We start from the raw sequence: 22,966 nt of genomic DNA on the forward strand, positions 1-22,966 counted from the left end.
GGGGGGGGGGGGGGGGGGGGGGGGGGGGGGGGGGGGGGGGGGGGGGGGGGGGGGGGCCCCCCCCGCGGGGGGGGCGCCCCCCCCCACCCCTGTTCAGCCCTGTTCAGCCCTGCTCAGCGCTGTTTCAGCCTCGCTCAGCCGACCTTGGCCAGCTGCCAGCTCTGGTTGGCGCCGCCGTTCGCCGGCCACTCGATCGCCTCGGCGCCCATCACCAGCGAGGCCCCGTTGATGTCGACCAGCTCCCCGTCCGAGCGCGACTCCAGGGTGTAGCGGCCGTTGCCGGCCGGGACCACCAGCCACTGCTGGTTGGTCCCGCCGTTCGGCGTCCAGAGGTCGAGCTGGGTGCCGGGCACCGGGCTGGTGTTCGGCACGTCGAGGGCCTTGCCGCTGGCCACGCCGGTGACGGTGTAGTAGCCGTCGCCGGTGGCGGTCAGCCGCCACTGCTGGTTGCTTCCGCCGTCACCCGGCCACTGGATGACCGGGGTGCCGTCGGCGGTGCCCTGGTTGGCGGCGTCCAGCAGCTGGCCGCTGTTGCCGTTGACCAGCTGGTAGGTGCCGTCCAGCGAGGTGCTGTCGCCCGGGGTGATGGACAGATTGCTGAACTGCGCGTTGTAGTAGCCGCCGGTGCCGAGCGTGATCTGGCCGGCGCCGTAGCTGCTGTCGGTGACGGTGGCCAGCGTGACCCCGTCGAGCCGGGCGGTGATGGTGCTGTCCTGGAACGACAGCTCCAGGTGGTGCCAGGTGTTCAGGCCGAGCGCGGCGACCTGGCCGGAGGCGAGGGTGGTGAAGGTCCAGCTCTGGCCGTCCTTCAGGATCGTCCAGCGGCCGTCGTCGCCGACCCGCAGGTTGTAGGCGTTCAGGCCGTTGTTGTTGCGGCCCTGGGTGCCGACCCGGCCGAGCAGTTCGGCGGTGCCGGACTGCTCGAGCAGGGCGTCGGCGCCGACGGTGTAGTTGGTCCAGCTCAGGTCGCCCATGGTGGCGTAGGGCTGGTCACCGCTCTCGTCGGTCCACCGGATCGGGGTGGTCGGGGCCTGCTGGCGCAGGCAGTTGCCGGCCCGGCCGCCGGCGCACGGCTCGGTCTCGAAGGCGCCGTTCATGCTGCTGAAGTAGCGGGCCTCCTGTCCGGTTCCGGTGCCGGCCAGGCTGTCCTGGTACGGCAGGGCGAGCACGCTGCGCTGCGGGGAGCTGGCGGCGCCGGCGCCCTGTCCGGTGGTGGTGGTCACGGTGTAGATCCGGCCGGGCTGCAGGGTCAGCCGGTAGCTGCCGTCGGCGGCCGGGGCCAGGTCCGGGCCCGGGACCAGGTGCGCGGTCGAGGAGTTGGAGGAGAAGTCGGTGGACCAGACGTGCAGCGCACCGCCGGGCAGGCCGCCGGTGACGCGCAGGGTCGCGGTCTGCGGACCGGTGGCGTCCATCGTCTCGAAGACGCTGCTCCAGGCGCTGCGGTCGGGTGCGGCGTAGCTGACGTAGCTGCCGTTGGCCCGGTCACCGGCCAGGTAGCCGGAGCCGGTGTCCAGGTACTGCCAGCCGGGCGCGGTGAACTGGGTGGTCTGCGCGATGGCCCAGGTGCTGCGGCCGACGGCGTAGGCGCCGGACCACGGCTGGTCGGCCGTGACCAGGCCCATGGTGTTGAAGCCGAGGTTGGAGTAAAGACCGGCGACCAGCGGCCAGTTGATGAAGGCGGTCAGCTTGGCGTCCAGGTAGCCGCGGTTGAGGGCGCGGGCGATCGGGGCGGCGCCGGTGTCGGCGTCCTCGGAGCCGTTCTCGCTGGCCCAGAGCTGTTTGCCGGTGGCCTGCGCGTCGGGCGTACTGCTGCAGCTGGTCATCGCCGACATGTAGCCGCAGGGGTAGTGGGTGCCGACGATGTCGACGGCGTCGTTCAGCGCCTGGTCGCTCCGCATCGCGGTGGCGATGTCCCAGGTGTCGTCGGCGCCGACCACCTTGGTCGCGCCGAAGCCCGTGGCGGCCAGGGTGGCGTGCAGGTTCTCGTACCAGGCGGCGTTGTAGCCGCGCTCGTTCCAGCCACCGAGGTAGTCGATGGTCAGGTTGTGCTGCCTGGCGCAGCCGAGCCAAGACATCAGGTAGTCGATCGTGTCCTGGGACCAGAAGTTGCCGTTGCCGATCCAGCCGGGGGCGCCCCAGGAGAGGGCGTAGAGCTTGATCCCCGGGTTGCGGGCCTTGGCCTGCTCCATCAGCCACCACTCGTAGCCGTTGTCGCAGTCGATGCTGCCCCGGGTGTGCTCGATGGAGGACTCGGCGCCGTCGGTGGAGTTGGTGTCGCCGCCGATCTCCACCTTGAGGATCTGCAGCGCGGCGCCGTGGCCGGGGGCGAAGAGGTCGTCGAGGATCTGGCCGCGCTGCGGCTCGGGGTAGTCGAGCAGCAGGCGCGAGTTGCCGCCGCCGCCGCTGATCGCGCCGACGCCGTCGAAGGTGCGGCCGGACGAGGTGCCGTCGACGGTGACGGTGGTGGGGGCGATCGCCGCTTGGGCGGCGGCGCGGGAGGTGGTCGCCGAGGCGGCGGGGGGCGGCGCGGCGGGGGCCGGCGCGGCCTGGGCGCGGCTGGTGAGCAGGGACAGGCAGAGCGCGAGGACGGCCAGGGTGGCCGGGGCGAGGCTGCGCGGTCGGGTGCGGGGGTGGGTTCGCATCTGGATGCAGTACTCCCGTGGTTCGCTGTGGGGGATTATGCGCGGGGGGTGCGGTGAAACGAACGCAACTGAGCAAAATCACACAGTAGGGACGGGATGACGCACCGTCAAGGATCGTGCGCGGGGTGGCAGTTGGGCGCGTCCGGATGACGGATGACCGATGCCAGCGGACAGATGACCGATGACAGTTATTGAAATCTGTCATCCGTCATGCCAAAGTTGTCTCCGAGGGCACCCGCCACCCGCCCCGCCCCGCACAACCCCGCCCACCCCCTCCCCCGGAGCCCCAGATGACCGTCATCGGCACCCGCAAGCTCGGCCGCACCGGCCCCACCACCTCCGCCCTCGGCCTCGGCGCGATGGGCATGTCCGACATGTACGGCCCGGCCGACGAGGCCGAGAGCATCGCGACCATCCACGCCGCCCTGGACGCCGGGGTCACCCTGATCGACACCGGCGACTTCTACGGCATGGGCCACAACGAGCTGCTGATCCACGACGCGCTGCGCGGCCGCGACCGCGAGTCCGTCCAGCTCAGCGTCAAGTTCGGCGCCCAGCGCGGCCCGGACGGCTCCTGGCTGGGCTACGACGCGAGCCCCGCCGCCACCAAGACCGCCCTCGCCTATACGCTGCGCCGCCTGCGCACCGACTACGTCGACGTCTACCGCCCCGCCCGGCTCGACCCGAACGTCCCGATCGAGGAGACCGTCGGCGCCATCGCCGACCTGGTGAAGGCCGGCTACGTCCGCCACATCGGCCTCTCCGAGGTCGGCGCTGCGACCCTGCGCCGGGCCGCCGCCGTACACCCGATCAGCGACCTGCAGATCGAGTACTCGCTGATCTCCCGCAGCCCGGAGGCCGAGGTGCTGCCCACCGCCCGCGAGCTGGGCATCGGCGTGACGGCCTACGGCGTACTCTCCCGCGGCCTGCTCAGCGGCCACTGGACGCCGCAGCGCGAGCTGGCCGGCACCGACTTCCGCGGCCACAGCCCCCGCTTCCAGGGGGAGAACCTGGCCCACAACCTCGCCCTGGTCGAGGCACTGCGCGCGATCGCCGAGGAGAAGGGCGCCAGCGTGGCCCAGGTGGCGATCGCCTGGGTCGCCGGGCGCGGCGCGGACGTCGTGCCGCTGGTCGGCGCCCGTCGCCGGGAGCGGCTGAGCGAGGCGCTCGGCTCGGTCGACGTGCACCTGGACGCCGCCGACCTCGCGGCCATCGAGGCGGCCGTCCCCGCCGATGCCGCCGCTGGTGAGAGGTACGCTGCCGCACAGATGGCCCACCTCGACAGCGAGCGGAGCGAGCACAGCGCGCCCCGCGAGCACTGAGTCGATCGGCGGTCTCCCGGGGCGGGCATCACCCCGGGAAGACCGCTCGGGCCTTCCGACAGCCCAGGCCGTCAGCCGTCAGCCGTCAGCCGTCGGCCGCATCCGCCGCACCAGATAGGACGTAGCGCTCCGTGACCAGCGACACCACCCTCACCCCCGAGCAGATCCTCAGCGCGGCCGAGGACGTGCTGCGGCGGTTCGGCCCGGCCAAGGCCACCGTGGTGGACATCGCGCGCGTCCTCGGCGTCAGCCACGGCAGCGTCTACCGGCACTTCCCCAGCAAGGCCGCGCTGCGCGAGGCGGTCACCCAGCGCTGGCTGGACCAGGAGCACGAGAGCCTGCAAGCGATCACCCTGGAGGCCGGCCCGGCCGGCGAGCGGCTGCACCGCTGGCTGGCCACGCTCTTCGCGGCCAAGCGCAAGAAGGCGCTGGACGACCCCGAGCTGTTCGCCACCTACCTCACCCTGGTCACCGAGAACAGCGGCACCGTCGACGCGCACCTGGACACGCTCACCGCACAGCTCGCGCACGTCATCCAGGACGGCATCTGGCAGGGCGAGTTCAGCGCGGTCCAGGTCGAGACCATGGCCCGTGCGGTGTTCCAGGCCACCGCACACTTCCACGACCCCGCGCACGCCGCCGAGTGGGCCGACGAACGCCGCTCGAGCGCCGACTTCGAGGCACTCTGGTCCCTGCTGCACGCGGGCCTGCGCGGCAAGTGGGGCAACGGCGAAGCGAAACCGCGCCCCGCGAAGAAGTGACGCGAGAAGTGACGCGAAGAAGTAACGCAGAGAAGTGGCGCGGAGAAGTGACGTAGAACTGACGGTACGTCAATCCGACGGGCGGCCGGTTTTCCGCGAACACCGCCACTGATCAGCCAAGTTGAGGATTTCATCCGTGTAAAGGATCGCTCCCGTGCCTTGCCGCCGATCCTGACCGCGCACTAGCGTCAGCCCCACACCAACCCGCGCCATCGCGGTCGGGTGTGGGGCTTTCTGCTGTCAGGTACTTGACATCCCATCAGATGTCATGCCCCTGCCAGTGATGGCTTCGCAGTCTGCGCTCGCTCCCCCACCCGCGTGCGCGGCCCCCGGCAGGCGGGCCGGTCACGCCGTACCGATCAGCGCATCCGCACCGCCCGTGGCACGTGCACCGCCCGCGCCACGCGCACTGCCCGTGCTCTCCGCACCGCCCGTGCCATCGCATCGCCCGTGCTCTGCGCACCATCCGCGCTGCCCGGTGTCACCCGTGTCACCCGTGCCATCCCGCACCACCCGTGCCACCCCCACTGCCCGCACCGCATGCGGCATGCACCCGCGTGCGGTGCGTCGGCCCGCGGCCACCAGCCGTCGGGCCATCCGCACGTGCCGAGATCCACCAGCACGGGCCCGTCCCGGTCCCCGGCCGTACCCCAGGCCGGCCAGGCGCGGCCCCGACCCCCACGGAGGGTTCTCCCTTGCGCACCCATACCTCGGCCGGCCCACGCCCGCGCAAGCTGCGCGCGCTGACCGCCGTCCTGCCGTCCACCGCACTCGCCGCCCTGGGCCTGCTCGCCCCGACCGCCCACGCGGCCGACGCGCAGGGCCCCGCCGGCGACCAGGTCACGGTCAAGCACGTCTGTGCCGCCCCGACCCACCCCGGCGAGATGGCCTGCCTCGCGCTGGCCCGCACCAACGTGACCCAGCCGCACGCCTTCGCGCTGCACGCCGTCTCGCCGAACGCCACGCCGTCCGGCTACGGCCCCAGCGACCTGCAGAGCGCGTACAACCTGCCCGCCAACGGCGGCGCCGGGCAGACGGTGGCGATCGTCGACGCGCAGGACGACCCCAACGCCGAGTCGGACCTGGCCACCTACCGCTCCCAGTACGGCCTGCCGGCCTGCACCACGGCGAACGGCTGCTTCAAGAAGATCGCCGAGGACGGCAGCACCAACTACCCCACCGGTGACACCGGTTGGGCCGGCGAGATCTCGCTGGACCTGGACATGGTCTCGGCCGCCGCGCCCAACGCGCACATCCTGCTGGTCGAGGCGACCTCGGCGAACATGAGCGACCTGGGCACCGCGGTCAACCAGGCCGTCTCGCAGGGCGCGAAGTTCGTCTCCAACAGCTACGGCGGCTCCGAGGACTCCACCGACACCAGTTCGGACAGCCAGTACTTCAACCACCCCGGGGTGGCCATCACCGTCTCCGCCGGTGACGGCGGCTACGGCGCCGAGTACCCGGCCTCCTCGCAGTACGTGACCTCGGTCGGCGGCACCGCGCTGACCAAGGACTCCAGCGCCCGCGGCTGGAGCGAGAGCGTCTGGAACACCAGCAGCACCGAGGGCACCGGCTCCGGCTGCTCTGCCTACGACCCCAAGCCGAGCTGGCAGACCGACTCCGGCTGCAGCAACCGCACCGTCTCCGACGTCTCCGCGGTCGCCGACCCGGCCACCGGCGTCGCGGTCTACCAGACCTACGGCGGCTCCGGCTGGGCCGTCTACGGCGGCACCAGCGCCTCCTCGCCGATCATCGCCAGCGTCTACGCGGACGCCGGCACCCCGGGTGCGAGCGACTACCCGGCGTCCTACCCGTACGCCCACACCTCGGCGCTGAACGACGTGACCAGCGGCAACAACGGCAGTTGCTCGCCGTCCTACCTCTGCACCGCGGGCACCGGCTACGACGGCCCGACCGGCTGGGGCACCCCCAACGGCCTGGCGGCCTTCACCGCGGGCGGCAGCACCGGCGGCAACACCGTCACGGTGACCAGCCCCGGCAGCCAGACCACCGCCGCCGGCGGCGCGGTCAGCCTGCAGGTCAAGGCGAGTGACAGCGCCTCCGGCCAGAGCCTCACCTACACCGCCAGCGGCCTGCCCGCCGGCCTCACCATCAACTCCAGCGGTCTGATCTCCGGCACCCCGACCACCGCCGGCACCTCCTCGGTGACCGCCACGGCCACCGACACCACCGGCGCCACCGGCAGCACCACCTTCAGCTGGACCGTCAGCCCCAGCTCCAGCGGCTGCACCCCGGCCCAGTTGCTCGGCAACCCCGGCTTCGAGACCGGCAGCGCCTCCCCGTGGACCGCGACCTCCGGCGTCATCAACAACGACACCGTCAGCGAGCCCGCCCACTCCGGCAACTACGACGCCTGGCTGGACGGCTACGGCTCCTCCCACACCGACACCCTGGCGCAGACCGTCACCATCCCGGCCGGCTGCTCCGCGAACTTCAGCTTCTGGCTGCACATCGACACCAACAAGACCGGCACCACCGCAGCCGACAAGCTCACCGTCACCGCCAACGGCACCACCCTGGCCACCTACAGCAACCTCAACGCCAACAACGGCTACACCCAGATCAACCTCAACCTCTCCTCCTACGCGGGCAAGAGCGTCGCCCTGAAGTTCACCGGCGTGGAGAACTCCTCCTCCGCACAGACCAGCTTCGTGATCGACGACACCGCACTGAACGCCAGCTGACGCTGCGTCAGCCAGTCTGATACCGGGGGCCGTGGCCGTGTGCCGCGGCCCTTCGGGCTGTCCGAACGAGAAGATCGACCTGAGTGGTCCGGCCAGGCTGCACATCGAGCCATCGCGTGGATACTGTGCGTGCCCGAGCATCGCGATAGGGTCGTACCGCGATGAGGGAGGGCACTTGTGGGTGCGGAGAAGCCGTCGTCACGCCTGTACGAGCTGCTGATCGCCGACGAGGTGAAGAGTTGGCTCCACGACCTGCGCCGCGACGACCCGAAGCTGCTGCGCGCGGTCAGCGAGGCAGTGACAGCACTGCGACGGGAAGGCCCTGGCCTCGGCCGGCCGCTGGTGGACCGGCTGGAGGGCACGTTGCCGCATATGAAAGAGCTTCGGCCTACGATGTCGACGCGGATCTTGTTCGCATTCGACCCGAAACGCCGCGCGGTACTGCTGGTGGCCGGTGACAAGCGAGACCGCTGGCAGTCCTGGTACCGGGAGGCGATTCCGCTGGCTGAGGAGCGCTACGCGCGACACTTGAAGGCGATGACGGAGGAGGACAAGCGATGAGCGGCTTCACCCACTACACCGGCGAAGACGACTTCCTCGCCGAGTTCTACGACGACCCGGCCGAGCGGGAGGAGATCAAGCGGGGCGCTGACCTCCTGGTCGCTGAGAACCGTGGACGGCGGCTGGTAGAGCTCCGCGAGCGCGCGCGGGCCACCCGCGAGGATGTGGCCCGGCATATGGGCGTAGCCCTGGAAGAGGTCGCAGCCATAGAGGGTGGCTTCGCCACGGTGCGGGACCTGGCCGCGTACATGAGCGCTATCGGTGGGGAACTGGACCTGGTACTGGTCGCTGCGGACGGCAGCTTGCACGTGGTGGAGGCGAACCGGTGGCCCCGGGTGGACGTCGCCGACCGGGCGAGCCTGCTACAGCGCCTGCTCGCGGACTCGCCGGCCTCGAACGTGATCCTGCTGTCCGCCGAGGACGATGCCCGACTCGATGATCACTCCCGGTACGTCGATGTACAGGTCGTAGCGGAGCTGGACGGGCTGCGGACGACGGTCGCCTGACGATCGGATCAGCGGTCCCGCTCCGCCACGAAGACTGTCCGGGGGTGCGGGCACGGCTGTGCCGATGTCGATGAGACGCGTACGCCCCGGCCGACAAGCCGCCCCAGGCCCCCGCCGGGAAACCCTCAGCGGCGCGAGTTGCCGAAGAAGATCCGGTAGAGGATCAGCAGCACCAGCGAGCCCGCGATCGCCGAACCCCAGGTGGCGAGGTCGAAGAAGTGCGTGGCGACCGGCCGGTGCAGGAAGCGTGCGGAGAGCCAGCCGCCGACGAACGATCCCGCGACGCCGATCAGGGTGGTGACGATGATGCCGCCCGGGTCGCGCCCGGGCAGCAGCAGTTTGGCGATGGCCCCGGCCAGCAGGCCGAGCACGATCCAACCGACGACGCCCATGCTGTCTGCCCCTCTGCTCCGCTGCCCTGGCTACGTGGCAGTCTGTCGCTCCAGACGCTCGGCGCCGCCCGCCCGGTTGCGCGGCAGCAGGCTGAGCGTCGACTGGGCGCTTCCTGAGTGAACTCTCATCGACGCGTGCGACCGTGGGCGGCCCGTCGAGCAGTGCGGGAAGAGCAGCACGGGAAGCGCAGCACGGAAGAGCAATGCGGGAAGAGCCGTGCAGGAAGTACGAGGAGCGCCGATGACCAGCGGTGAGAGCAGCGGCCGGGTGCTGGTGGTGGACGACGACGACACGATCCGCCGCTCGCTGGAACGCGGGCTGCGGCTGAGCGGCTTCGCCGTCCGCTCGGCCGGCGGCGGCCGGGCGGCGCTGGAGCTGATCGCGGCCGAACCGCCGGACGTGCTGGTGCTCGACGTCTCGATGCCGGACCTGACCGGCACCGAGGTCTGCCGGATCCTGCGGGAGCAGGGCACCGACACCCCGGTGCTGATGCTCTCCGCCCTCGACGAACTGGCCGATCGGGTCGCCGGGTTGCAGGCCGGGGCCGATGACTACCTGGTCAAGCCGTTCGCGTTGGAGGAACTGGTGCTCCGGCTGCGCGCCCTGCTGCGCCGGCGTCCGCCGGTCACCGACGACGTGCTGCGGGTCGGCCCGCTGGAGATCGCGCCCAGCACCCGCGAGGTGCGCCGGGACGGCGAGCCGCTGCGGCTGACCCGCCGGGAGTTCGAGTTGCTGGAGCACCTGGCCCGCAACGCCGGCCTGGTGCTGACCCGGGACCAGTTGCTGGACCGGGTCTGGGGCTACGACTTCGACGTGCGGACCGACGCCGTCGACACCTTCATCAGCTACCTGCGCCGCAAGTTGGAGGACGGCGGACGGCCGCGCCTGATCCACACCGTGCGCGGGGTGGGGTTCGTACTGCGGATCCCCGGACCCGAGGCCGGACCCACCCGACCCGAGGCCGGAGCCACCCGATGAGACTGGCCACCCGGATCGCCATCTGGGCCGCGGTCATCCTCCCGGTGCTGGTGCTGGGCACCGGCGCGCTGCTGCTCGGCCTGGTCACCCACGACCTGCGCAACGAGCAGGACGCCAAACTGCGCGACCGCGCCGAGCTGGAGCTGCCGTACGTCCGCGCGTATCTCACCGCTGACCGGCAGGGCCGGCCCAAGGTCGAGCAGAGCCAGCACCAGAAGGTGCTGTCCGCCGCACTGGACGTCGGCCTCCAGGTCGACGACGCGAACGGCCAGGAGCTGCTGGCCGAAGGTCAACTCCCCGGCCCCGCCGCGCTGCCGGTGCCCACCGGCGCCGCACTCGGCCCGCTCACCGTGCGCTCCGGCGGGCAGTCCTGGCGCGTGCTGGCCCGCCAGGTGAACGGTGCCAACCCGGGTACGCTCTGGGTCGCGGTACCGGCGTCGGCGGCGAATCCGCAGGTCAGCGCGGTGCGCGGGCGGATCATCCTGGTCGCCCTGCTGGCCGCACCGCTCTCCGGGCTGCTCGCCTTCGGGCTGGCCCGCCGGGCCACCAGGCCGCTCAGCCGGCTCGGCCGCCGCGCCGCCGCGCTGGATCCCACCGCCGGTGCCGCCGACTTCGGCCACCAGCGCAGCGGCATCGCCGAGGTGGACGAGCTGGCCGCCGCCCTGGAGAGCGCGCTGGCCCGCTACGACGGTCAGGCCGCCCGGACCACCCAGGCCCTGGAGACCGCGCGCTCCTTCTCGGCCGCCGCCTCGCACGAGCTGCGCACCCCGCTGATGGGGCTGCAGACCAACCTGGACGTGCTCAGCGCCCACCCCGACCTCCCGTCCACCGAGCGGGCCGAAATCCTCGCCGACCTGCGCGCCGACCACCGCCGGCTGCTCGACCTGCTCACCGCGCTGCGCACGCTCGCCCGCGGCGACCTGGTGGAGCAGGAGGCGTTCGGACCGCTCGACCTGGCCGAGCCGGCCACCGCGGCGGTCGCCGAACTGCGCCGCCGGCGGCCGGAACTGGACCTGCGGGTCGACCTCCAGGCGCTGGAGGGGACCGGCGGCCTGCGCGTGTACGGCTGGGAGGCCGGGCTGCGGATCGTCTGCGACAACCTGCTGCTGAACGCCGCCGTGCACGGGCACGCGCCCGACGGCCCGACCCGGATCGCGGTCACCCTGCGGCCGGACGGCGACGCGGCGGTAGTGACCGTGGACGACCAGGGCCCGGGCATCCCGCCGGCGGAGCGGGCCGCCGTGTTCGACCGGTTCCACCGGCGTCCGGACAGCCCCGGCTCCGGGCTCGGCCTGACCCTGGTGGCCCAGCAAGTGGCCCTGCACCGGGGCACCGTGACCGTGTCGACGCCGCCGAGCGGGCACGGCTGCCGGTTCGAGATCCGGCTGCCGCTGATCGCCGCCGACGCGCCGACGCTGCCGCTGCCCGCCCGCCCCGACTGGATCGGCGCGACCGCCTGACCCCTCGGCGGCACGGCTTGCGAGGACTCACAAGGAATCCACAAAGAGCCGCTCTACCGTCCTGCTCAGCCGGACCGCCCATCGGTCCGGCGAACCAGCCATCCCCAGGATCTGGAGGACCCCGTCATGCTCTCCTACCGCAAGGCCGGCGCCACCCTCGGCGCTCTCGCTCTCGGCGGCACGCTGCTCGCGGCCGCCGCCCCCGCCCAGGCCGCGAGCCCCTCGCCGCTGCCGGTCCCGAAGGGCGACGGCGCCAAGAGCATCTGCAAGCGGCTGCCGAAGACCGAGGCCCGGATCCAGAAGGCGCTGACCCGCCTGAACGGCCCGGACACCGAGGCCGGCTCGGTGGCCCGCCTGGAGCAGCGGGTGGGCAACGCCAAGACCGCCGGCCAGACCGCGATCTACACCTACCTCAACGACCGGCTCACCTTCCGCAAGAGCCTGATCCCGACCCTGACCACCCGTCAGAACGACCTCACCGCAGTGGCGAGCTGGTGCTCCTCGCAGGGCCTCGGCGCCTCGTCCGCCCCGTCCCAGTGAGCAGGGCACTGCGCGCGGCCGGCCTGACGGCGGCGGCCCTGGTGGCCGCCGTCACCCTGACGGCGTGCGGCGGCTCGGGCTCGGGCGCGACGCAGCCGCCCGCGCCGGGGCCGAGCGCCACCGGCTCGGCGGGCGCGGGGGCCGGCACGGCCGACCAGCAGCTGAAGGACATGCAGCAGAAGCTCGACGCGGCCGACAGCGCCGCTGCCGACGCCGACTCGGATGCGGCACAGAACAACTGACGACACCTCGGCACCACGCCTTCGGCGCCGGTACGGACCCTCGGGTCGGCACCGGCGCCGAACGCATTGGTGCTGCAGGAAACCGAAGCCGCAGACCGAAGCAGGAGAAGGTCCACGGGAGTCCCCCTCCTGGTCGTATACGACCTCGACCGCGACTCGCGGCGCGCTCGAAACGAGAGCCGTCGGGCCTGACCCGCCAGGCCCGATTGGCGAGACCCGCCGGACGGCGGCTTGACGGCGCCGCAACCGATCAACCACTATCTCGACCATGGACCACGGCACCGCTCTCGTCTGCCGCCTGCACGTCGATCTGCGACGCCAGGCGAGCGACATGTGTGCCTGTTGACCGGTTGAGCCTGCGCTCTCCCGCTTCGCCGCAGCCGACCCTGTGACCACCTGCCAGGGTGCGCGGCCGTCTTCACCCCCGTTTCCCCCGTTGCCGTTCACGCGCGCTCCGCCGGCCCGTCCGTTCTTCGTCCAGGACCGGCGTGCGTCAGCGCACCCCGAGCTTCCGTGAGGACTCCCCATGAGTACCGACGCGAGTACCACCGCGAGTACCGATGTGAGTACCACTGCGAGTACCGAGATCCCCCCGCTCACCCCCGCCGCCCTGCGCGCCCTGGTCACCGAGCTGGCCGAGCGGCCGCAGGAGTGGATCCACAAGGTCCGCCTCTCGGTCGGCGAGCGCTGGTACGAGCGGCTGAGCCTAACCGAGGACCACGAGGTCTGGCTGATCAGCTGGCTGCCGGGTCAGTCCACCGGCTTCCACGACCACGGCGGCTCGCGCGGCGCCTTCACCGTGGCGCTCGGGGAGTTGGAGGAGTTGTCGATCGGCGGCGCGGACGGCGAGTTGCGCACCCGGCGGCTGCCCACCGGCGCGGCTCGGGCGTTCGGGCCCGAGTTCCTGCACGATGTGCGGAACACGACCGGCGGGCCCGCGGTTACCATCCACGCGTACTCGCCGCCGCTGGACGAGATGTCCCGGTACGAGCTGCGCGCCAGTGGCCTGCGGTTGACCGCGCGTGAGGGGAAGGAGCAGTGGTGACCACAGTCGAGGACTTGGTGGCGCGCGCCCGCGCGGGCGTGCACCGCCCGGGCGCGCGCGAGGCGTACCACGCCCAGCAGGCCGAGGCGGCCCTGCTGATCGACATCCGGCCGGCGGCCCAGCGCGGCGTCGAGGGGCAGATCCCGGGTGCCCTGGTGATCGAGCGCAACGTGCTGGAGTGGCGGCTCGACCCGACCGGCAGTCACCGGATCGCCGAGGCCACCGGGTACGACCTGCCGGTCGTGCTGGTCTGCTCGGAGGGCTACGCCTCCAGCCTGGCCGCTGCCTCGCTGCGTGAGCTGGGGCTGCACCGCGCGACCGACCTGGACGGCGGTTTCGTCGGCTGGGCCGCCGCCGGACTGCCGACCGTCCCGGGGCCGCAGAACACGTAAAGCGCACAAGCACTGCGCACAATCGGTCTATTGTCGACCGAATCTCACCCGGAATCTGACATCACACCAGGTCCGCACGGCGTGTCGGATCCGTCACCAATCACCGTTCAGGGTTTCCCTTGGTCCTGGCGGGGGCAGGCAGCGACGGGTGTCAGCCCTGACCACGCTTCACCCGCCGTACCGACGACGGTGCTCCGGCACCCAGCTTAGGAACTTGTCCAGTGATCAGATTCGACGGCGCCGGAAAGCGCCACCCGGACGGCACCATCGCCGTCGAGGGCCTCGATCTCACCGTGCCCGCCGGCCGGACCACCGTGCTGGTGGGACCGTCCGGCTGCGGCAAGACGACCATCCTGCGGATGGTCAACCGGATGGTCGAGCCGACCTCGGGCCGGGTCCTGCTGGACGGCACCGACGTCGCGCAGTTGGAGGCCGCCAAGCTCCGCCGGGGGATCGGCTACGTGATCCAGCAGGCCGGGCTCTTCCCGCACCGCAAGGTGCTCGACAACATCGCCACCGTGCCGTACCTGCTCGGCTGGGACCGCAAGCGGGCCCGGACCCGGGCGATGGAGATGCTGGAGTTGGTGGGGCTGGCGCCGGAGACGGGGAAGCGCTATCCGTACCAGCTCTCCGGCGGTCAGCAGCAGCGGGTGGGGGTGGCCCGGGCGCTGGCCGCCGATCCGCCGCTGCTGCTGATGGACGAGCCGTTCAGCGCGGTCGACCCGGTGGTGCGGGCGGGGCTCCAGGAGGAGCTGTTGCGGCTGCAGAGCGAGCTGAACAAGACGGTGCTCTTCGTCACCCACGACATCGAGGAAGCGGTGCGGCTCGGCGACCAGATCGTGGTGCTGCGCGAGCACGGCCGGATCGGCCAGGTCGCCGACCCCGCCACCCTGCTGAACGCGCCCGCCGACGAGCAGGTCAGCGCTTTCCTCGGCCGCGACCGGGGTCTGCGCGGCCTGGCGCTGCGCCCGGCGGCGGGGATCCCCCTGGTGCCGCACGCCGAGCCGTTCGAGGGCTGGACGCTGACCGTGGACGAGCACGGCCGCCCCAGCGGCTGGCAGCGCGCGGCAGCCAGCGAAACGGTCCGGCAAGTGGCCGTCTTCCAGCCGGGGGTGGACACCCTGCGCACGGCGCTGGACAGCGCTGTCCTCTCCCCCGCGCGGGCGGCCGTGGCCGTGGACGGGGACGGCCGGGTGCTCGGGCTGGCGCCACGCGCGGCAGTGCTCGACGCGCTGGACGCGGCCGGCCCGCAGGCGGCCGCGCTGACCGACGAGGCGGCCTGGGAGGCGGCGGAGGCCGCCGGCGAACCCGCCGGCATACCCGCCGACCGCGTCCCAGACCCCGGCCAGGAGCCCGGCCAGGACCCGGGCTCGGCCCCAGACCCGGACTCGGACCCGGCCCCCGACCCCGCTCCCAGCGGCAGTGGAGCCGGCCATGGACGGTGAACCCCTGGTCCGCTGGCGCTGGATCGGCGACCACCTCGGTTACCTCTGGGGCCTGCTCCGGGACCACGCGGTGATCTCCCTGGTCCCGGTGCTGATCGGGCTGGCCCTGGCCTTGCCGCTCGGCCTGCTCTGCACCCGCTTCCCGCGGCTCTACCAGCCGCTCGCCGCCGTCTTCAACGTGGTCTACGCACTGCCCTCGCTGGCCGTCTTCGTCGTGCTGATCCCGTACACCGGGCTGGCCACCCAGGCGACCGTGATGATCCCGCTGGCCTGCTACGCGCTCGCCGTGCTGCTGCCCACCACGGTGGACGGGCTGCGCGCGGTGCCCGAGCCGGTGCGACAGGCGGCCACCGCGCTCGGCTACGGGCCCTGGCGACGGCTGGCGGCGGTCGAACTGCCGTCCGCCGTGCCGTACCTGGTGGCCGGCCTGCGGGTGGCGGCGGTCTCCAGCATCTCGCTGGCCAGCGTGGGCGCGCTGGTCGGGCGCGGCGGCCTGGGCTACCTCTTCATCGACGGGTTCCAACGCACCTTCCCGACCCCGATCGTGGCGGGCATCGTGCTGGTGGCGCTGCTCGCGCTGGTCACCGACGCGGTGCTGCTGCTGGCCCGCCGGCTGCTGGCGCCGTGGGCGGTCCGGGAGACGGTGGTGGGACGATGAACTGGTTCAGCTGGCTGTCGACGTTCTTCACCGACCCCGACCGGCTGCACGGCCCGGACTCGATCGTGCACCGGGTCGGCGAGCACCTGATCCTCACCGGCGAGGCGCTGGGCCTGGCGATCGTGCTCGCGGTGCCGCTGGGCCTGCTGCTCGGCTACACCGGACGGGCGGCCGCGCTGGTGACGGCGCTGACCGGCGCCGCCCGGGCGCTGCCCACCCTGGGCCTGGTCACCCTCGCGGTGCTGCTGGCCGGGGTCGGCGACACCGCCGTGCTGGTGCCGCTGGTGGCGCTGGCGGCGCCGGTGCTGCTGGTCGCGGCCTGCGAGGGGGTGCGCGGCACCGACCCCGATCTGCGCGACGCCGCCCGCGGCATCGGCCTGACCCATCCTCAGGTGCTCTGGCAGGTCTGCGTGCCGTGGGCGCTGCCCGCACTGCTGGCGGGCCTGCGCACCGCCGCCGTCCAGGTGATCGCCACCGCCACGGTCGCCGCCTACGTGGGCCTGGGCGGTCTCGGCCGCTACGTGGTCGACGGGCTGGCCACCAAGGACTTCCCGCAGACCCTCGGCGGCGCACTGCTCGTGGTGCTGCTCGCGGTCGCCACCCAGTTGCTCTTCGCGGCGCTGAACCGTTTCGCGCTGCCCGCCGGCCTGCGCCGGCGCTGAGCCTCGTCTTTCACCCTTACTCATTCACTCCGAAGGGACCCTTCCCATGTCTTCGCGTTCGCGCGCCGTCAGCTCCGCCGCCCTGCTCGCCACCGTCGCGCTGGCCGCCAGCGCCTGCTCCGGTTCCTCGTCGAGCGATCCGCTGAGCGGGAGTTCGAAGGCCGCCGACAACGGCTCGACGGTGGTGGTCGGTTCGGCGAACTACCCCGAGAACGTGCTGCTCGCCTCGATCTACTCGCAGGCGCTGCAGGCCAAGGGCGTCAAGGTGACCGAGAAGTTCAACATCGGCAGTCGCGAGCTGCTCTACGGGCAGATCAAGGACGGCAACCTGACCGTGCTGCCGGAGTACAACGGCGCACTGCTCGCCTACCTGGACAGCAAGTCGACGGCGGCCACCGAGTCCGACGTCAACACGGCGCTGACCAAGGAACTCCCCAGCAGCCTCGGGATCCTGGACTCCGCCGCAGCCGAGGACAAGGACTCGCTGACGGTCACTCAGGACACCGCCACGAAGGACAACCTGAAGACCATCGCCGACCTGGGCCCGCAGGCCGCGAGCTTCACCGTCGGCGGGATGCCGGAGTTCAAGTCGCGCCGTGAGCAGCAGTTCAAGGACGCCTACGGGCTGACCTTCAAGGACTGGAAGCCGACCGCGGACACCACCGCGAACGCGATCAAGGACGGCACCGTGCAGGTCGGCGACGTCTTCACCACCGACCCGAAGTTGCTGCAGCTGGGGCTGGTGTCGCTGGCCGACCCGAAGAACGTGTTCGGCGCGCAGAACGTGACGCCGCTGGTCTACAAGGCGGGGGTGAACGCCACGGCCGCCGCGGCGCTCAACGCGGTGTCGGCGAAGCTGGACACCGCCGGGCTGGTGGCGCTGATGAAGAAGGTGTCGATCGACAAGGACGACCCGCAGGCGGTGGCCAAGGACTGGGTCAAGGCCAACGGGCTCGGCTGAGTCCTCAGCCGCGGCTGAGGTCGCGGCCTTGGTCGCACAGCACGCCGCGGGGCCGGCACGGATCTCTCCGTGCCGGCCCCGCGGCGTTCAGCGACTCAGTACCAGCGACTCTTCGGCTTAGTACCAGTGGTGGGCCTGCCACCACGACCAGGCGGCGTTCGGGCTGCCGTAGCGGTCGTTCATGTAGTTCAGCGTCCACTTGATCTGGGTCACCGGGTTGGTGCGCCAGTCCGAGCCGGCCGAGGCCATCTTGCTCGCGGGCAGCGCCTGGCCCAGGCCGTAGGAGCCGGAGGACGGGTTGGTGGCCGTGTAGTTCCAGCTGCTCTCGTGGCTGACGATGCTGGAGAAGGACGCCCACTGGTTGGCCGGCACCATGCTCTGGGCCAGCGCGCGCAGGCCGCTCGGGCTGGTGTCGGTGGCCACGGTGACGGCCGGCTGCGGCGCGGGGGCCGGAGCGGGGGCCGGCGCGGGCTGCGGCTGGGGGGCCGGCGCGGGAGCCGGGGCCTGCGGCTGCGGCTGCTCGGCCGGGGCGGGCGCCTGCTGCTGCGGGGCCTGCTGAGCCTGCTCGGCCGGCTTCGGCTGGGCGTCGGCGGCCGGGGTGGCCTGCTGCGGCTGCGCCGGCGTGCCGTACGGCGCGAAGGTCGCCAGGTGGCCGGTGTTCTGCGGGGCGGCCGGCTGCAGGTAGGAGGCGGCCGCGATCGGGGTGGCCGCGTGCGGCGTGCTGGTCGCGGTGATCCGCAGATCGTCACCGTGCGCACCAGCGGTCTCGCCGGCGGCGTGGCCGACCGCGACCGGGGCGGCGACGGTGGCGGCGTCGGACGGCAGTGCGAAGGCCACGGCGGAGGCGACGACGGCGGTGGCCAGGCCGGCCGAGGCCAGAACCACGGAGGATCGTCGACGAACGGTGGTCATCAGGGCACTGCGCATGCTTGGTCTACCTCGCTTGATTGGCCGGTCTCCAGGCGCACGGCGACAGCGCGGCAGCAGGCCGCTGGCTGTCGAAGGCAGTGGTGACCGTGGGCACCCCGATATCGGTCGGTGCCGTACGGAAAGCGCTTCACCGCAAAGAGCGGCACCGGGCCGGAGCCCGGTGCGGGTGGCGCGCTTGGCGACTCGTCCAGGTTTAACCCGGTTCAGGATGGGGCAGCAAGCAGCGCCAGTACGACGATCGATCGTTGATCGGGGTGCGTTCTGACCGTTTCGGCCTCATTTTTCGGGGTGCGGCGGCTACGACGGTGGACCGTACTCCCGATCCGCCTGTGGTCGTTGTCACCAGCTTCGCGACTGCGAGTACCTGGGCGACCACCGAAGGAAGGCGCCTACCAGCCCGATTCGGCCCAGTCGGTCCTACAGATCATGACGGACTCCCCCACCCCCGGACGCACCTCCGAAGTCGCGCGATTGTTAGGACTCTTGACAGACAACTGGTCTAGTCCAACCATGAGGTCTGTCCATCTCCGACCGGGATGCACTGTGGGGGTGACCACCGGCCGGCAGTGACGTGCCCTGCCCTGCCCTCCTTCACCCACCGCCCCCTACCGATCTCCCGACGACGCGACGCTCGCGCGCCGCCCGTTGTCATGCGCAAACCCGCACCCCCGAACCCCCACCTCCCCCACTCGTTCACGTCTGCTGGAGCACTGATGCGACTTCACAGATCCGTCCAGGCCGCGCTGACCGCCGCCGCCACCCTGGCGGCCTCGGCCGGCCTGCTGGTCGGCGCCACCACCGCCGCCCACGCGGCGACCGCGCCGCTGCCCGCGCACGTCTTCGCCCCGTACTTCGAGGCCTACAGCAGCGACGACCCGGCCGCGTTGGCCTCGCAGTCGGGCAACAAGTACCTGTCGATGGCGTTCCTCCAGGCCCCCTCCGCGGGCTCCTGCACGGCCGACTGGAACGGCGCCACGAGCACCCCGATCTCCAGCTCGACCTACGGCAGCCAGATCAGCTCGCTGCAGGCGAACGGCGGCGACGTCGTCCCGTCCTTCGGCGGCTACGCCGCCGACCACGGCGGCACCGAGATCGCCGACAGCTGCACCGACGTCAACCAGATCGCGGCGCAGTACGAGAACGTGATCACCACCTACAACGTCAACCGGATCGACCTCGACACCGAGGACAACTCGCTGACCAACACCGCCGGGATCGACCGCCGCAACAAGGCGATCAAGCTGGTCGAAAGCTGGGCGGCGACGAACGGGCACAACGTCCAGTTCTCCTACACGCTGCCGACCACCACCAGCGGCCTGGCCAGCACCGGCCTGAACGTGCTGAAGAACGCGGTCAGCAACGGCGCCCGGGTCGACGTGGTCAACATCATGACCTTCGACTACTACGACGGCGCCAGCCACGAGATGGGCACCGACGCGGAGAACGCCGCCAGCGGCCTGTACAACCAGTTGGCGAGCCTCTACCCGAGCAAGACGCCCGCTCAGCTCTGGGGTTCGATCGGCATCACCCTGATGCCCGGCATCGACGACTACGGCGCGGCCGAGACCACCACCGTCGCGGACGCCGCCAACGTGGCGAGTTGGGCCACCGCCAAGGGCGTCAACACCCTGGCGTTCTGGGCCCTGGAGCGGGACAACGGCGGTTGCGTCGGGACGGGGGGCTCGGACACCTGCTCCGGCATCGCCCAGAACACCTGGGACTTCAGCCACGCGCTGGAGCCGTTCACCTCCGGCAGCGGCGTGCCGTCCAACGACTTCTCGCTGAGCGCCTCCCCCGCGAGCGGCTCGGTGCAGCCCGGCGCCTCGACCAGCGCGACGATCGGCACGGCGGTCACCTCGGGCAGCGCGCAGAGCGTGGCACTCTCGGTCTCCGGCGCCCCGGCGGGCGTCACCGCCTCGCTCAGCCCGAACAGCGTCACCGCCGGCGCCGGTTCGACGCTCAACATCAGCACCACCACCGCGGCCACCCCGGGCAGCTACCCGCTCACCATCACCGGCACCGCCGCCTCCGGCAGCCACACCGCGAGCTACACGCTCACCGTCACCGGCTCCGGCGGCGGTGGCAGCGGCCTGGTCAACGGCGGCTTCGAGACCGGCAGCCTGGGCCCGTGGACCTGCCAGCCCGGCGGCGCGGTGGTCGGCTCGCCGGTCCACTCCGGCAGCCACGCGCTCCAGGTCGCGCCGACCTCCAGCCAGACCGGCGAGTGCGACCAGAGCGTCACCCTGCTGCCCAACCACTCCTACACGCTGAGCGGTTGGGTCCAGGGCAACTACGCGTACATCGGCCTGGCCGGCGGCAACTCCACCTGGGTCTCCGGCAGCGGCTGGACCCAGCTGAGCGTGCCGTTCACCACCGACTCGACCGGCAAGGCCTCCGTGTACGTGCACGGCTGGTACGCGCAGGGCAACGTCTACGCGGACGACTTCGCGATCAACTAGCGGGCAGCCGAGCAGCGGTGGTGGCCGGATCCCGGGCGGCCGGGGCCCCGGGATCCGGCCACTGCGGTGATGCGCGATGATCGGCGGTGCGACACCAGCGGTGATCAGCGATGATCAGCGCTGCCGCACCGCCGAACCCTGGTCGGCATCGAACTGACGCCGCGTCACTTCAACGCGCTCAGCTGAGCAGCTTGCCCGGGTTCATGATCCCCTGCGGGTCCAGCGCCGCCTTCAGCGTGCGCAGCAGGGTGAGTTCCAGCGGCGAGCGGGTGGCGGCCAGCGCCTCCCGCTTGAGCACGCCGATCCCGTGCTCGGCGCTGACACTGCCGCCGAACTCGCCGACCAGCCGATAGATCACCGCCGAACTGTCCTTCTGGGAAAGCACGTTGAAGTGGACGTTACCGTCCCCGACGTGTCCGAAGACGTTCACCGGTGCGCCCGGGCAGGCCACCGCCACCGCCGCCCGGGCCGCCTCGACGAAGGCCGCGACGCTGCCCAGCGGCACGCTCACGTCATGCTTGACCGCGCCGCCCGCACGCTTCTCGGCCTCCGGAAGCGCCTCGCGCAGCGCCCAGAACGCGCGGGCCTGGGCCTGGTCGAGGGCCGGGACCGCGTCCGCCGCCAGGCCGCGCTCGGTCACCTCGGTCAGGAAGCCTTCGAGGAGCGCGGCCAGCGCGGCCCCGTCCCGGGTCGCGGTGGCCTCGACCAGGACGTACCAGGGGTGCGGACGGTCGAACGGGTCCCTGGCGCCGGTGAGGTGCTGGAGCACCAGGTCAAGACCGGTGCGACCGAACAGTTCCAGAGCGGTGAGGCGGTCCTCCAGCAGCTCCCGGGCCAGCGCCAGCAGGGGGGTGAGCGCCTCGAGTCCGGGCAGCGCGAGCAGCGCGACCGCGTGGTGCCGGGGCTTGGGGAAGAGCCGCAGGGTGGCGGCGGTGACGATGCCGAGCGTGCCCTCGGAGCCGATCAGCAGCTGCTTGAGGTCGTAGCCGGTGTTGTCCTTGCGCAGCGTGCGCAGCCCGTGCCACACCTGGCCGTCCGGAAGCACCGCCTCCAGGCCGAGTACCAGGTCGCGGGTCATGCCGTAGCGCAGCACGTTGCTGCCGCCGGCGTTGGTGGCGACCACGCCGCCGATCCGGCAGCTGCCCTCGGAGGCAAGCCGCAGCGGGAAGAGCAGCCCGGCCCGGTCCGCTGCCCGCTGCACGTCGGCGACCACGCAGCCGGCCTCGGCGGTGAGCGCGAAGTCGGCCGCCTCGACGCTGCGGATCCGATTCAACTCGCGCACGCTCAGCACCAGTTGGCTGCCAGTGCCGAGCGGCAGGGCCCCGCCGACCAGCCCGGTGCCGCCGGCGAACGGGACCACCGGCACCCCGTACCGGGCGCAGAGCGTGACCGCCGTGGCCACCTCCGCCGTGCTGCGCGGACGCAGGACGGCGGCCGGGTGCGCCGGCAGCACTCCGCGCTCGTCGCGCACGAAGCCGGCGGCGGCATCGTCCGGCGCGAGCACCCCGCCGGGGCCGAGCGCCCGGCGCAGCTCGGCGAGCGCCACGGGCAGGCCGCCGGCCTGCGGTGTTGCGGGTCGGGTCATGGAAACCACGGTATCCCCAACCGCCAGACCTCTGATTGGATTGCGCGCATGACCACCACTTCGCCGTCCACCGGCCTGTTCGAGCTGCTGAGCGCCGACGCCGTCCGCGATCTCACCGAGTTGCGCGAGGTCTACGAGATGCCGGGCGCGGCCGCCGTGCACAAGCAGGTGGACCGGATCCACGAGGTGTCCCGGCGGCTGATCGGCTGCTCCTCCTTCGTGCTGGTGGCGAGCGCGGACGCGGCGGGCAACTGCGATGTGAGCCCGCGCGGCGGCCCGGCCGGCTTCGTCGCGGTGCTGGACGAGCACACGCTGGCGATACCGGACGCCACCGGCAACAAGCGGCTGGACTCGCTGCAGAACATCGTGGCCACCGGGCGGGCCGGGCTGCTCTTCCTGATCCCGGGCCGCAACGACACGCTGCGGGTGAACGGCCGGGCCTGCGTCTCGACCGACCCGCAACTGCTCGCCCAGCTGACCGCCGTCGGCAAGCCGCCGCGCAGCGCGATCGTGCTGCAGGTCGAGGAGGTCTACGGGCACTGCCCCAAGTCGCTGATGCGCGGCGTCATGTGGAAGCCCGAGCAGTGGCTGCCCAAGGACACCATCCCCAGCTCCGCCGAGGTGACGCTCGCCCACCTCTCCGCCAAGCTCGACGGCCTGACCCTGGAGAAGATCGAGCAGAACGAGCGTGAGGCGCTGCTCTACCGCTACGAGTGATA

At 72.1% G+C, this 22,966-nt stretch carries 21 protein-coding genes; 17 read left to right on the forward strand and 4 right to left on the reverse strand.

What is annotated here, in order from left to right:
- Positions 1-134: 134 nt before the first annotated feature.
- The gene (locus tag P3T41_RS12865) at positions 135-2,642 is read right to left on the reverse strand and encodes an RICIN domain-containing protein (protein WP_280689899.1); all 2,508 of its coding nucleotides are present in this window, start codon (positions 2,640-2,642) and stop codon (positions 135-137) included.
- A gap of 290 nt (positions 2,643-2,932) precedes the next feature.
- On the opposite strand from P3T41_RS12865, the gene P3T41_RS12870 reads away from it, so the two are divergent.
- The 5 genes from P3T41_RS12870 to P3T41_RS12890 all read left to right on the forward strand — a co-directional run bounded on the left by P3T41_RS12870 (position 2,933) and on the right by P3T41_RS12890 (position 8,497).
- Positions 2,933-3,964: an aldo/keto reductase gene (locus P3T41_RS12870; protein ID WP_280689901.1), complete on the forward strand. Its 1,032-nt coding sequence runs from the start codon at positions 2,933-2,935 to the stop codon at positions 3,962-3,964.
- A 131-nt stretch (positions 3,965-4,095) separates the two neighbouring features.
- Positions 4,096-4,725: a TetR family transcriptional regulator gene (locus P3T41_RS12875; RefSeq protein ID WP_280689902.1), complete on the forward strand. Its 630-nt coding sequence runs from the start codon at positions 4,096-4,098 to the stop codon at positions 4,723-4,725.
- 695 nt (positions 4,726-5,420) lie between these two features.
- Positions 5,421-7,430, forward strand: coding sequence for a putative Ig domain-containing protein (locus tag P3T41_RS12880; RefSeq protein ID WP_348533651.1), 2,010 nt, complete (start codon positions 5,421-5,423; stop codon positions 7,428-7,430).
- Between the two features lie 177 nt (positions 7,431-7,607).
- Positions 7,608-7,991, forward strand: a complete 384-nt coding sequence (locus tag P3T41_RS12885; protein ID WP_280689904.1) for a type II toxin-antitoxin system RelE/ParE family toxin — start codon at positions 7,608-7,610, stop codon at positions 7,989-7,991.
- Positions 7,988-8,497, forward strand: a complete 510-nt coding sequence (locus P3T41_RS12890; RefSeq protein WP_280689906.1) for a hypothetical protein — start codon at positions 7,988-7,990, stop codon at positions 8,495-8,497. The genes P3T41_RS12885 and P3T41_RS12890 overlap by 4 nt, the downstream gene beginning before the upstream one ends.
- A gap of 125 nt (positions 8,498-8,622) precedes the next feature.
- Here the strand turns inward: P3T41_RS12890 and P3T41_RS12895 are convergent, their stop codons facing one another.
- Positions 8,623-8,889, reverse strand: coding sequence for a GlsB/YeaQ/YmgE family stress response membrane protein (locus P3T41_RS12895; RefSeq protein ID WP_280689907.1), 267 nt, complete (start codon positions 8,887-8,889; stop codon positions 8,623-8,625).
- 241 nt (positions 8,890-9,130) lie between these two features.
- Between P3T41_RS12895 and P3T41_RS12900 the strand changes: the two genes are divergently transcribed.
- The 10 genes from P3T41_RS12900 to P3T41_RS12945 all read left to right on the forward strand — a co-directional run bounded on the left by P3T41_RS12900 (position 9,131) and on the right by P3T41_RS12945 (position 17,273).
- A complete protein-coding gene (locus P3T41_RS12900) occupies positions 9,131-9,868 on the forward strand; it encodes a response regulator transcription factor (RefSeq protein ID WP_280689908.1) in 738 nt (245 codons plus the stop codon).
- Positions 9,865-11,328 (forward strand): HAMP domain-containing sensor histidine kinase, encoded by a 1,464-nt coding sequence (locus P3T41_RS12905; protein ID WP_280689909.1) that lies wholly within the window; start codon positions 9,865-9,867, stop codon positions 11,326-11,328. The genes P3T41_RS12900 and P3T41_RS12905 overlap by 4 nt, the downstream gene beginning before the upstream one ends.
- A 126-nt stretch (positions 11,329-11,454) precedes the next feature.
- A complete protein-coding gene (locus P3T41_RS12910; protein ID WP_280689910.1) occupies positions 11,455-11,868 on the forward strand; it encodes a hypothetical protein in 414 nt (137 codons plus the stop codon).
- The gene (locus P3T41_RS12915) at positions 11,865-12,110 is read left to right on the forward strand and encodes a hypothetical protein (protein ID WP_280689911.1); all 246 of its coding nucleotides are present in this window, start codon (positions 11,865-11,867) and stop codon (positions 12,108-12,110) included. Before P3T41_RS12910 ends, P3T41_RS12915 begins: the two co-directional genes overlap by 4 nt.
- 526 nt (positions 12,111-12,636) lie before the next feature.
- Positions 12,637-13,155 carry a cysteine dioxygenase family protein gene (locus P3T41_RS12920; protein ID WP_280689912.1) on the forward strand — a complete coding sequence of 173 codons (519 nt, stop codon included), beginning with the start codon at positions 12,637-12,639 and terminating at the stop codon, positions 13,153-13,155.
- Entirely contained in the window at positions 13,149-13,547 is a 399-nt protein-coding gene (locus P3T41_RS12925; protein WP_280689913.1) for a rhodanese-like domain-containing protein, read from the forward strand. Before P3T41_RS12920 ends, P3T41_RS12925 begins: the two co-directional genes overlap by 7 nt.
- Positions 13,548-13,768: 221 nt before the next feature.
- Positions 13,769-14,992 (forward strand): ATP-binding cassette domain-containing protein, encoded by a 1,224-nt coding sequence (locus P3T41_RS12930; protein ID WP_280689914.1) that lies wholly within the window; start codon positions 13,769-13,771, stop codon positions 14,990-14,992.
- Positions 14,982-15,650 carry an ABC transporter permease gene (locus tag P3T41_RS12935; RefSeq protein ID WP_280689915.1) on the forward strand — a complete coding sequence of 223 codons (669 nt, stop codon included), beginning with the start codon at positions 14,982-14,984 and terminating at the stop codon, positions 15,648-15,650. The genes P3T41_RS12930 and P3T41_RS12935 overlap by 11 nt, the downstream gene beginning before the upstream one ends.
- Positions 15,647-16,312, forward strand: a complete 666-nt coding sequence (locus P3T41_RS12940; RefSeq protein WP_280689917.1) for an ABC transporter permease — start codon at positions 15,647-15,649, stop codon at positions 16,310-16,312. The genes P3T41_RS12935 and P3T41_RS12940 overlap by 4 nt, the downstream gene beginning before the upstream one ends.
- A gap of 46 nt (positions 16,313-16,358) precedes the next feature.
- Positions 16,359-17,273, forward strand: coding sequence for an ABC transporter substrate-binding protein (locus tag P3T41_RS12945; protein WP_280689918.1), 915 nt, complete (start codon positions 16,359-16,361; stop codon positions 17,271-17,273).
- Between the two features lie 117 nt (positions 17,274-17,390).
- Here P3T41_RS12945 and P3T41_RS12950 read toward each other — a convergent pair whose 3' ends face one another.
- A complete protein-coding gene (locus tag P3T41_RS12950; RefSeq protein ID WP_280689919.1) occupies positions 17,391-18,200 on the reverse strand; it encodes a transglycosylase SLT domain-containing protein in 810 nt (269 codons plus the stop codon).
- 716 nt (positions 18,201-18,916) lie between these two features.
- Between P3T41_RS12950 and P3T41_RS12955 the strand changes: the two genes are divergently transcribed.
- Positions 18,917-20,662 carry a carbohydrate binding domain-containing protein gene (locus tag P3T41_RS12955; protein WP_280689920.1) on the forward strand — a complete coding sequence of 582 codons (1,746 nt, stop codon included), beginning with the start codon at positions 18,917-18,919 and terminating at the stop codon, positions 20,660-20,662.
- Positions 20,663-20,840: 178 nt separating this feature from the next.
- Here the strand turns inward: P3T41_RS12955 and P3T41_RS12960 are convergent, their stop codons facing one another.
- Positions 20,841-22,247: an FAD-binding oxidoreductase gene (locus P3T41_RS12960; protein WP_280689921.1), complete on the reverse strand. Its 1,407-nt coding sequence runs from the start codon at positions 22,245-22,247 to the stop codon at positions 20,841-20,843.
- 48 nt (positions 22,248-22,295) lie between these two features.
- Between P3T41_RS12960 and P3T41_RS12965 the strand changes: the two genes are divergently transcribed.
- A complete protein-coding gene (locus tag P3T41_RS12965) occupies positions 22,296-22,964 on the forward strand; it encodes an MSMEG_1061 family FMN-dependent PPOX-type flavoprotein (RefSeq protein ID WP_280689922.1) in 669 nt (222 codons plus the stop codon).
- Positions 22,965-22,966 lie beyond the last annotated feature (2 nt).

Origin of the sequence: Kitasatospora sp. GAS204B (assembly GCF_029892155.1) — a bacterium.
In the GTDB taxonomy this organism is placed as follows: domain Bacteria; phylum Actinomycetota; class Actinomycetes; order Streptomycetales; family Streptomycetaceae; genus Kitasatospora.